This window comes from Ligilactobacillus agilis DSM 20509, assembly GCF_001436215.1.
Lineage (GTDB): Bacteria > Bacillota > Bacilli > Lactobacillales > Lactobacillaceae > Ligilactobacillus > Ligilactobacillus agilis.
Window position 1 is genome coordinate 1 of the sequence record NZ_AYYP01000008.1, and the last position, 10,013, is coordinate 10,013.

Below are 10,013 nucleotides of genomic sequence, written 5' to 3' on the forward strand. Positions count from 1 at the left end.
CAGAGTAAGATACAGAATTTACATATTTCTGTGTCTACTCTAAAGGGAGCATATCATTTTGGGTAGAGGGCTTTTTTAATGCCAACCTGTTATTTGGTGTAGCCAGGCTTCTAGCCCAGGACATAAATTAAGTAGCAAGCCTGCGATTAAGCCTAATACTATTACCCCACCAAATAACGGTAAGGTTTTCTTACTCATTGGTAACCTCACTTATTTTATGATTCGTCGCTAACTTTTCTGCTTTAAATAAGTCAGCTGCGCCTGCTCAAGCGTTTGTTTTAACTCGGCTTGTTTAGCCGCCGTCTCTTCTTTAGACCAGCCCAGCACCCGTGCCATTTCGTCAACAAAGGCCTCCTGCTTAAAACTAAGCTCATCGGCGTGGAAGAAGATATTATTGGTACGCCGGAGGAGATAATCAACTGGACTTAAGACCATTTCTTCATCTAATAGCGTAATGTAAACTGAGGGTATCTGCTAAGCTTAGGCCTGGGGCAGCTTTAACGAAATTAGCGTAGGAAATGACCCGGCCGGTGTTGGAACCATAAAGGTTGGCCAAGTAAGCAGCGTCTGCAGCCGGAATTCCCTTGTCCATCGCAATTTTTTGGTAAAACTTCATCGTAGCTTCAATATTGGTTGGGTCAAAGTGACCGCCCGAAACCTGTAGACTCTTAGAGTCAATTTCCTTAGCCACAATTTTGAACTGCGTCCGTAACAGTTTTCTGATTAAAGTCAATGCCCCGGCTGCCATCTTACGATAATCGGTAATCTTCCCGCCTGAAAGGGTAATTAACCCATCGTCACCCAAATCGAGGGAAGAACCACGTGAAACTTGAGTCGGACTTAAAACTCGCTCTGAACGAGCTGTTTTTAAATCGCTAATCGCTTGCTCAACCTCCAAGCGCGAAGCTGCCTTTTTGGTATAATCAGTAACTGTTGTAACTAATTTTTCAAAGCTTTCTTCAGAAACCTTTCCCCTGTTGGCGCTACCTCCGTTATAATCGGAACTCCCATTGGCTTCAATCAAAGGCCGAATTCCAGCCCAACTGGACTCAATATCATTCAGTGTCAATTCAGCCTGAGGGTAGCGGTTATTGACCGCAGCTAGGAGGTAATCAACGTCTGCTTGTTCTACCTGAGGACGACTGTAATCACCGTTAAAGTCTGTGTCAGTCGTTCCAAAGTAGGTTTTACCCTCCCGAGGAATCACGAAAATCATCCGACCATCGCCGACACCAGAGTCAAAGTAAGTTGGTTGGGGGACGCTTACCCGAGACTGGTCGACCACTAAGTGAACCCCTTTTGTTGGTCGCATCACCTGACCTTGTCCATTTTTAGGATCTAACTCTAAGAAGCGAGAAACCCATGGACCCGTAGTATTAATGACTAACTTGGCTTTAATCGGAAATTCTTCTCCGGTCAACTCGTCTCGTGCAATAATGCCACTTATCCGTTGCTTTTCGTTGTGGCTAACATCCACCGCCTTAACCCGATTAACCAGCAAGCCCCCTAATTCAGCAGCTTCTTTAATATTTTCAATCACCAAGCGGGCGTCATTATTAACATAATCCAGGTAAACTCCTGCTCCCAGTAAACCATCTGCTTTTAAACCCGGTTCCCGTTGCAAGACTTCCTCCCGGTCGATGGTGTAATTAGCATACTGAGTCCCCTTTATTCCTGCTAATTTATCATAAAGGTCCATAGCAATTTTAATGCTAAACATATCAAAGGTTGAATTAGGGTCGTCATAAATTGGAAGTAACATCGGGAACGGCCGGGGAATGTGGGGGGCAATTCTTTGAATTACCGCTCGTTCCTGAACCGTGTCGGCTACTACCCCCACATCAAAGGTCTTGAGGTAGCGAATCCCTCCGTGTACTAACTTGGTAGACCGAGAGCTCGTTCCCTCAGCAAAATCTTGCATCTCAACTAACCCGGTCTTAATTCCCGATGCGACCGCCTGTAAAGCCACCCCAGCCCCAGTAATTCCACCCCCAACAATTAGGAGGTCTAGTTCCTCATTCTTTAACCTAGCTAACGTTTCTTTTCTACTCTGATATGAAAAAGTCATACTCATCCCTCCCCAGCTAATCCTTTTGTGCAAAAATCCGGGTAGCCTTAACTGCTCGTTGCCACCCTGCATATAAGCAGCTACTTTCTGCCGGCGCCATCTGCGCTTCAAAACGCTGGCCCTTGGCAAAAAGTTGCTTTAGCTCCGCAGTATCTTGCCAATAGCCAACTGCTAACCCAGCTAGAAATGCCGCCCCCAATGCGGTCGTTTCTAAATTGGCCGCCCGCTCAAGTGGCTTTTGCAAAATATCCGCTTGGAACTGCAGGAGGTAGTCGTTTTTAGCAGCCCCACCATCAACCCGCAAAATGGGAATATCAATGCCGGTATCGAGCTCCATCGTGGCCACTACATCTTTAGTCTGATAAGCCAGCGATTGTAGCGTCGCCTTAATAAAGTCATCGGCTGTTGTACCACGACTCAATCCGAAAACGGCTCCCCGGGCCTCACTGTCCCAATAAGGAGCCCCTAGGCCGGTAAATGCCGGTACCACGTAGACCTCGTTATTACTTTGGGAACGTCTAGCCGCAGCTTCTGAGTCCGGGGCACTTTTCAATAGGTGGAGCTTATCTCGCAACCACTGTAAAGCCGACCCGGAAACAAAGACCGACCCTTCTAAGGCATAATTCACCTTACCGGCCAGTGAATAACCAATCGTGGTTAGCAAATTATTGGCAGATAAAATTGGGGTAGTGCCGGTATTCATCACGATAAAGGAACCTGTTCCGTAGGTATTTTTCACCATGCCATCCTCTAAAGCCAGTTGCCCAAACAAGGCCGCCTGCTGGTCGCCAGCCATCCCCGCAATTGGAATTTCGCTTCCAAAAAAGTGATAAGCCATCGTCTGCCCATAAACTTCGGAGTTGCCCCTAACCTCGGGCAAAATTTCTGCCGGAATATTTAGCAAACTTAAAATTTCATGGTCCCACTTTAAGTCATGGATATTAAATAACATCGTTCTAGACGCATTTGAATAGTCGGTGACATGCACCTTACCCCCGGTTAGCTTCCAGACAATCCAGGTATCAATTGTTCCAAACAGTAACTCGCCCCGTTCTGCCCGCTCTTGTGCACCAGGAACATGGTCTAAAATCCAGCGAATCTTAGTTGCAGAAAAATAGGCATCAATAATTAAACCCGTCTTTTGGTGAATTAACTCTGAATAGCCGGCTTGCTTTAGTTTGGCCGCAATTTCACTGGTTTGCCGCGATTGCCACACCACGGCATTGTAAATAGGCAAGCCTGTTTTTTTATCCCAAATAACCGCGGTTTCACGCTGGTTAGTAATTCCAATTCCTGCAATTTGAGCGGGAGTAATTCCAGAGGAAATAAATGACCTGGTAATCGTAGCTAGCACGGCATTCCAAATCTCATTAGCATTATGTTCCACCCAACCGGGCTTAGGAAAATACTGGGGAAATTCTTGTTGGGCATCAGCTACCTTATTGCCGGCGTGATCAAAAATAATGGCCCGGGTGCTAGTCGTTCCTTCGTCAATCGCCATCACATAGGACTCCGCCATAGTAAACCTCCTAACAAACTTATGTAAACGCTTATATCAGTTTTATGTGATAAGTATAGCGCCTGAAGCTAATTTTAGCAATGTTCGTTGCGTGAAATCTATATTTTTAAAGGATTTTTCTCTTAATTTTTTAGCGTCCCAAACCCTTTCACTAAATTGTCACTTTTCCTTGCTGACTTGTTCAAATTCTATTCACATTTAGCCTGCATACTAAACTTATCAATACATAAATTAAAGGATGATGAATTTGCAACTCAAAAGAAAACTTTTCTTACTAGTCTTTGGCTTGGCAGTAGTCACCTTGACTACTAGCTTAATCTTCGTTAAGCAAAAGGCTAGTTCTAACGCTACTTCTTCTGAGACAATTTTGCCAGTCGCAAACGGACAGACCGTCACCACCTTAGATTACTCCGACTTAAACATTAAGAGTGTTAGCGACATTTATCAAACCGCCACTTAAACTAAAATTGCCCAAAAGATCAAGCAACTAGAGGCTAGCCAAACTTATTCTTTCGATAAAATGTTAGTACTAGCTAACCCCTACCTAACTAACACTACTGGTCTGTACCTACACTTTACAACCACGAAAGCAACTAAGGTCTCCTATACGGTCAAAAGTAAAGAGGCTAGCACCTTTAGCCAAACACTCTATAACCCCAACGGAACCTACGCTAAGAATCACACCTACCAGCTAATTGGTTTAATTGCCGGCCAGGAAAATACCATTACCATTACCGCCACGGGCCAAAATGGTCAAAAAGAAACTAAGACCTTCACTTACACCCCTAACAAGCTACGGGGAAGTGATCAAAACCAACTTAAGGTTACTAAAGGCACTAGCAAAACCAAGCTTTCCTCCGGCCTTTACGCCGTAATTGGTGATAAAAGTCTAAAGACCCGCAACACTTACTTGGTCGATAATGACGGTTACATCCGTGCCGAAATTCCGACAATTAATTATAATTCCCTGCGCCTAATCCAAACCAACAATAAACTTTACCTAGCAGTTGACGACGACCAACTAGTTACGTTAGACCGGTTAGGTCAAGTGGTGCAGTCTTACTCGCTTAAAAACACTAACTTCAAACTCCACCATGACTTTGCCGTGGATAGCCAGGGTAATATCATCGCCCTCGCGACTGATACCAAGCTTAAAGCCAGTGAGAAGCGGGTTGAAGATCAAATTATCAAGATTGACGCTACTTCCGGCAAAGTCAGTCGCCTCTTAGACTTCAAGGACTTGTTGGGCGATCTTTATAAAACCGCCACCGGGATTGAAACTCTAACTAATAACAAGGGCTACCGTGACGTTATCCACGCCAATACTATTCAACTAACTAAGGATGACCAAGTTATTATTAGCTCCCGGGAAACTTCGACCATTATGAAAATTTCTAACCTTACTAGTCAGCCCAAGTTAGACTACTTTATTTCTGATCCGTCGGTTTAGCAAGGGATTGGCACGTATGCTAATTTGTTGTTGAATAAAGTTGGCAACTTTACTTCCCAAGCTGGGCAACACTCTGTAACCTATATTCCAACTGAGACAGCCGGGGTTTACTATTTGGAAATCTTTAACAACAACTCTGTAATTATGAACTCCCGAACTAACTTTAGTTGGACTAATTACCCTAATAGCGGGGGCGCAACAACTTCTAACGACTATCAATCTAGTTACTATAAGTACCTCGTCAACGAAAACACCGGTAGTTACCAACTAGTCAAAAAAATTAGCCTACCTTACTCGCCATTTATCTCTAGCGTTCAGACTAATGATAATAACGTCGTGACTGATTCAGGAATGACCGCCGCCTTTGCCGAATATGACGCGGATGGCAAATTAATCCAGTCCTTTGAAACTACTGGTATCACTAAGTTTATCTACCGGGTCTATAAATACGACTTTAATAATTTTTACTTTGCTAACTAAAACAAGCCCCCTAACACCAAGGCCGTGTTAGGGGGCTGTTTAGCTATTTCTTCATATCCAACATTTTATCAATTACAGGAATATTACCTAAATCGGTAATTTCATCCTTGGACATTACCACCAAGTTAGTATCCGACTGGGCTAGCTTAGTAAAGGCGGCAATACTTTGGTCCCTAAAGTAATTGTCCGAAACTGACTCTAGGGCCGCACGAATCTTTTCAATCCGGTAACTTTCTGCGTCGGCCCGCATTCGGGTTGCTTCCGCTTCTGCTTGAGCCGTTTCCACCAAAGCTTGATTTTTGGCATCGGTGGTTAGCTTGATATTGCGAGCTTCCCTTTCAGCCTTAGCAATCACGGCCACCCTTTCACGGTCAGCCGTTAGCTGCTTATCCATCGCCTTTTGAATCTCAATGGATGGGGTTAACTCATCAATGTTCACACGGTCGACGTTAATTCCATAAATATTAGTCAAATCACCGATGGCGGCTGCGAGTTCCGCGTTAATCTTAGAAGTTGAACCTAAAGCCGCGTTTAAATCCATCCGGCCAATGATATCACGTAAGTGGCCCCGCACTAGTTGAGCCATGGATTCTACTGAATCAGTATTCTCATAGGTGTACTTCTTAGCATCCGTTACGTGATAGTTTAAGGTCACACTAGCTTCGATGTCAGCATTATCTTGAGTAATGACTGAGTACTTTTGCAACTTCAACGGGTGCATGGCTAGTTCTACCGACTCAATTCTCTGGATGAAGGGGATGTAAAAATGCAAACCTGCTTCCACGCTGTGCCTGTATTTTCCTAAGGTCTCTACTAACCCCTGACAATTCTGTCTAATAATTTTAATTCCTAACATGCTAAATTACCCCTTTACTCACCAACAAGCGGCCTTAACGTGATAATATTTCCTACGGCTTCAATTACAATATAATCTGCCTGCTTATCAACTGGCCGGTTGCCCTCGATTAGATAACGATAATAAATCCCCTTAACTTCGACTAAACCATTAGCTTGGTCGATTTTTTGCCCGGCTATTTTCTGGCCGAGAAAGTTTCTCTTCTCAAACGAACCTGCTTCCACCTGCTGAGGCGGATCTTTCAAGGTTAGGGAGACAATTTCTTGCAAAGTTGCATTCACACTCTTATTTTCAGATTGAGCTTTACTCTCTAACCGCCTTTTTAAGTTTTTAGGCAGGCGAAAGAGAAAAGAAGTCATCTCTTCATCTCTTGCCATCTCCGCCACCTTCTTTCTTGATATCATTATGATATCACTTTTTATATCAACCAACAACTTTTAGGTAAATAAAAAAGCCACGACTAAGCGTGACTTACAATTAATATTTAGTTACTAAGCAAAATCCATTACATCTTTAACCGGATAGCGACTAGAAGTAACTTTGTCTACCCCTTCATCAACCGGCTTTCCAATCGCAATTGCCATCACCGGTACATAACGTTCTGGGTCCAAATCAAAAGCAGGAGCCGCTTTCTTAGCATCGTAACCTGCAATTGGGTTTGACTCGTAACCATGGGCCCGGGCCGCTAACATCAGCTGCATTGCCGCCAAGCTGCAGTCAACCATGCTATCATTAATCAACATTGACTTAGGCGCACTTTCATACAGTGGCAGGAAGGTTTTGAGGACTTCATCGCGCTTCGCAGCCGTAATCTGGCCATTTTCATAGGCCTTATTCCACAAATCCCGGTATGATTCAAAGGCTAGCGTATCCCCGAAAATCATGACCACCGCCGAAGCCGTTTCCAGTTGGGGTAGGTTAAAGCGCATGAAAAACGACCGTAACTTATCCTTGCCCGCAGGACTATCAACCACCACGAACCGCCAGGCTTGTAAGTTGCAAGCCGATGGGGCAGTGATTGCCTCTGCAATCATTTCCGTTAGCTCAGAGCGCTCAATCTTTACCTGCTCATCAAATTTCCTAACCGAGTGCCGATTTAACATTACATCGCGAAAATCGTTATTTACAACTGCCATTTCACTCACTCCTTGCTCAATAATTAACATGACTATACATCTTTATTATAAAAGCTTTGCTATAAAATGTAAACGTTAACTTTGCTCCGTCACCATAGGAAATTAAAATCTCAATCTAATTTCTTAGCACCTAACAAAAAATCCCAAGAAAGCTTCTTTCTTAGGATTTATATCTCAAATTTTTAATCGACAAAACGTACGGCGGTGCCGTAAGCTACCACTGACTGCATATCGCCACCAATCGAACCAGAATCAAAGCGCATCATAACAACCGCATCTGCGCCCTTGTCCTTAGCCTCAGCAATCATCCGACTTACAGCCTTTTCCCGTGAAGTTTGTAGCATCTTAGTATAACCTTTGATTTCTCCGCCAACAATATTCTTGATGCCGGCTCCAAAATCACTAACAACATTGCGGGATTGAGTGGTTACTCCGAAGACTTCCCCTAATACTTCGTAATTTTTCCCTGGAATTTGTTCAGTTGTTGTTACTAACATTAAAATCTCCCCTTCGTTATAAATTCTACTCCTCTATCATAACAAATAATTTACCTATAGGAGTTAACTTTTTATAAACAATCATTAACTAAAAAGGTCCCTAAGAAAGCTTACTTTCCTAGAAACCTTATCTTCTAATTATTAATCAATTTAGGCCCGTTGTTTATAGGTACCGTTAGCGGTATTAATTACTAACTTTTCTCCAGTTTGGATAAAATCAGGTACCGTTACAACTAAGCCCGTTTCCATTGTGGCTGGCTTACCACCACTAGCGGCAGTTGCACCCTTAATGGTTGGTTCCGTTTCTGTAACCGTCAACTCAACCGTTCCTGGGAGTTGAATTCCAATTAGTTCCCCGTTACAAAAATCAAGTTGGACTTGGAGGTTTTCGATTAAGTAAGGCAACTCATTTTCTAACAAGCTAGCTGCCAACTCGTATTGCTCGTAAGTTTCAAGGTCCATAAAACAAAGTAGGTCGTCTTGGCGGTAAAGGTATTGCGCCTGCTTTTTATCAACCATTGCCAATTCAACCTTTTCGGAAGGCCGCATCGTGGTTTGCACAATTGAGCCTGCCCGTACATCCGCTAACTTCATCTGCATCACCGTGTTGCCCTTACCAGGCTTGTGATGATTAGCTTCTAAAACCTTAATCAACTTACCATCCTTTTCGAAAACCATACCACTTCTCAAATTAATTGCTTCAACCATTTTTCTTCTCCATTTCTGTTTTTAGTCTGCTGTAACTAAAAAAGACTTGGCGGTGCAAGTGAGAGGGCAAATTCTCGATCAGTCAAGAATATCACCATCTTTCAGTTAGAATAACCTTATTCTAGCATGTTTTAAAATTAGAGGTCAATTTCTAGCATAATTGGCGTATGATCGCGCCTATCACCCGAATCAAGCATTTCTGCCTTTACGATTTTATCTGCAATCCGGTTGCTGGTCAGCCAGTAATCAATTCTCCAACCCGAATTATTAATCTTGCTAGTCTTGCTTCGTTGTGCCCACCAAGAATAAACTCCTTCAACTTGACCGTGGACATGGCGGAAACTATCGGTGAACCCAGCCTTTAACAAGTTAGTAAAACCTGCCCGCTCTTCATCTGTAAATCCAGCTGATTGGTGATTAGTCTTAGGGTGAGCCAAGTCGATTTCCTCGTGGGCCACATTATAGTCCCCCGAAGCCAAAACAGGTTTAGTCTTATCTAACTCTACCAAGTAAGCTGCGTACTTTTGATCCCAAACCTGCCGTTCGGCCAAGCGCTTAAGTCCATCCCCCGCATTCGGTGTATAAACCTGGCTAACATAAAATTTAGGAAACTCCAAGGTAATAATCCGGCCTTCTTGATCCATCGGACTAGGCGCCCCGATTTCAGGATAGGTTACCTTAGGGGTTAAACTCTTACGGTATAAAAAGAGCGTCCCCGCATAGCCTTTCCGAGCCGGTTCCACCGAACTGCGCCAAACAAAATCATAGTCCGCAAACCACTTAGCCAGCGCTTCAACGTGCTTCTTGTTGGGACCACCAGCCGGCAACTTGGTTTCTTGAATAGCTACAATATCCGGTGCTTGGGCTTGAATGGTAGCAAGCACCGCCCGGCTTTGCTCTGCCCGCTCTGATTGGCCGGTCAGCGCCGCATTCAACGAATCAATATTCCAGGAAATAAGTTTCACAAGATCACAACCTTCACTTAGTCTTGCCCCCATTTTACCACAGGGCCAAGTTGGCAAGCTATTCAGATACTTTATACTACTAAACATTATTGATTTAACATACTTCTGAGACCTTGACGAGTAGCAGGCTTCACAAGGTGAAGTACTAAACATCATTGATTTAACATACTTCTGAGACATTGACTGTTAAACTAGTTGGGATAATTAAGTACTAAACATCATTGATTTAACATACTTCTGAGACCTATTTACAAAAAATCTAACCCGGTTTTTAGTACTAAACATCATTGATTTAACATACTTCTGAGACTTATCATCTTCCAAATCCTCCATT

Annotated in this window: 9 protein-coding genes, 2 pseudogenes and 1 CRISPR repeat array (1 of these 12 running past the window's edge); of the genes and pseudogenes, 2 read left to right on the forward strand and 9 right to left on the reverse strand. The window is 43.5% G+C overall.

The genetic code is table 11. From position 1 onward, the window contains the following. Positions 1 to 75 precede the first annotated feature (75 nt). From FC14_RS11000 to glpK, 3 genes and pseudogenes are all read right to left on the reverse strand, one after another. Positions 76 to 198 (reverse strand): hypothetical protein, encoded by a 123-nt coding sequence (locus FC14_RS11000; RefSeq protein ID WP_268872171.1) that lies wholly within the window; start codon positions 196 to 198, stop codon positions 76 to 78. A 30-nt stretch (positions 199 to 228) separates the two neighbouring features. Next, a pseudogene (gene glpO / locus FC14_RS00550) lies at positions 229 to 2,068 on the reverse strand (type 1 glycerol-3-phosphate oxidase). Between the two features lie 16 nt (positions 2,069 to 2,084). Next, positions 2,085 to 3,587, reverse strand: a complete 1,503-nt coding sequence (gene glpK, locus FC14_RS00555; RefSeq protein WP_056975692.1) for a glycerol kinase GlpK — start codon at positions 3,585 to 3,587, stop codon at positions 2,085 to 2,087. 247 nt (positions 3,588 to 3,834) lie between these two features. Here glpK and FC14_RS00560 point away from each other — a divergent pair, with 247 nt between their 5' ends. Further along, positions 3,835 to 4,047 carry a hypothetical protein gene (locus FC14_RS00560; protein ID WP_056975694.1) on the forward strand — a complete coding sequence of 71 codons (213 nt, stop codon included), beginning with the start codon at positions 3,835 to 3,837 and terminating at the stop codon, positions 4,045 to 4,047. 60 nt (positions 4,048 to 4,107) lie between these two features. Continuing rightward, positions 4,108 to 5,517: pseudogene (locus FC14_RS00565) on the forward strand (aryl-sulfate sulfotransferase). A gap of 43 nt (positions 5,518 to 5,560) precedes the next feature. Here FC14_RS00565 and FC14_RS00575 read toward each other — a convergent pair. The 6 genes from FC14_RS00575 to FC14_RS00600 form a co-directional block, all read right to left on the reverse strand. Continuing rightward, a complete protein-coding gene (locus FC14_RS00575) occupies positions 5,561 to 6,373 on the reverse strand; it encodes an SPFH domain-containing protein (protein ID WP_056975700.1) in 813 nt (270 codons plus the stop codon). Positions 6,374 to 6,387: 14 nt separating this feature from the next. Further along, positions 6,388 to 6,750, reverse strand: a complete 363-nt coding sequence (locus tag FC14_RS00580) for a hypothetical protein (RefSeq protein ID WP_050611568.1) — start codon at positions 6,748 to 6,750, stop codon at positions 6,388 to 6,390. A 114-nt stretch (positions 6,751 to 6,864) separates the two neighbouring features. Next, positions 6,865 to 7,509: a nitroreductase family protein gene (locus FC14_RS00585; RefSeq protein ID WP_056975743.1), complete on the reverse strand. Its 645-nt coding sequence runs from the start codon at positions 7,507 to 7,509 to the stop codon at positions 6,865 to 6,867. A 182-nt stretch (positions 7,510 to 7,691) separates the two neighbouring features. Continuing rightward, the gene (locus FC14_RS00590) at positions 7,692 to 8,006 is read right to left on the reverse strand and encodes a heavy metal-binding domain-containing protein (protein ID WP_056975701.1); all 315 of its coding nucleotides are present in this window, start codon (positions 8,004 to 8,006) and stop codon (positions 7,692 to 7,694) included. Between the two features lie 150 nt (positions 8,007 to 8,156). Then, positions 8,157 to 8,714, reverse strand: a complete 558-nt coding sequence (gene efp, locus FC14_RS00595; RefSeq protein ID WP_050611570.1) for an elongation factor P — start codon at positions 8,712 to 8,714, stop codon at positions 8,157 to 8,159. A gap of 137 nt (positions 8,715 to 8,851) precedes the next feature. Next, on the reverse strand, positions 8,852 to 9,679 hold the full coding sequence (locus FC14_RS00600) for an exodeoxyribonuclease III (protein WP_056975703.1): 828 nt from the start codon (positions 9,677 to 9,679) through the stop codon (positions 8,852 to 8,854). Positions 9,680 to 9,755: 76 nt separating this feature from the next. Then, positions 9,756 to 10,013: a CRISPR direct-repeat array (repeat unit 36 nt; unit sequence GTACTAAACATCATTGATTTAACATACTTCTGAGAC) (it continues 1,890 nt past the right edge of the window).

What these genes read in the sequence shown, in the direction of transcription:
- FC14_RS11000 (WP_268872171.1), bottom strand. Translation starts at nt 198, where the DNA reads ATGAGTAAGAAAACCTTACCGTTATTTGGTGGGGTAATAGTATTAGGC.
- FC14_RS00590 (WP_056975701.1), bottom strand. Translation starts at nt 8,006, where the DNA reads ATGTTAGTAACAACAACTGAACAAATTCCAGGGAAAAATTACGAAGTA.
- FC14_RS00575 (WP_056975700.1), bottom strand. Translation starts at nt 6,373, where the DNA reads ATGTTAGGAATTAAAATTATTAGACAGAATTGTCAGGGGTTAGTAGAG.
- FC14_RS00580 (WP_050611568.1), bottom strand. Translation starts at nt 6,750, where the DNA reads ATGGCAAGAGATGAAGAGATGACTTCTTTTCTCTTTCGCCTGCCTAAA.
- efp (WP_050611570.1), bottom strand. Translation starts at nt 8,714, where the DNA reads ATGGTTGAAGCAATTAATTTGAGAAGTGGTATGGTTTTCGAAAAGGAT.
- glpK (WP_056975692.1), bottom strand. Translation starts at nt 3,587, where the DNA reads ATGGCGGAGTCCTATGTGATGGCGATTGACGAAGGAACGACTAGCACC.
- FC14_RS00585 (WP_056975743.1), bottom strand. Translation starts at nt 7,509, where the DNA reads ATGGCAGTTGTAAATAACGATTTTCGCGATGTAATGTTAAATCGGCAC.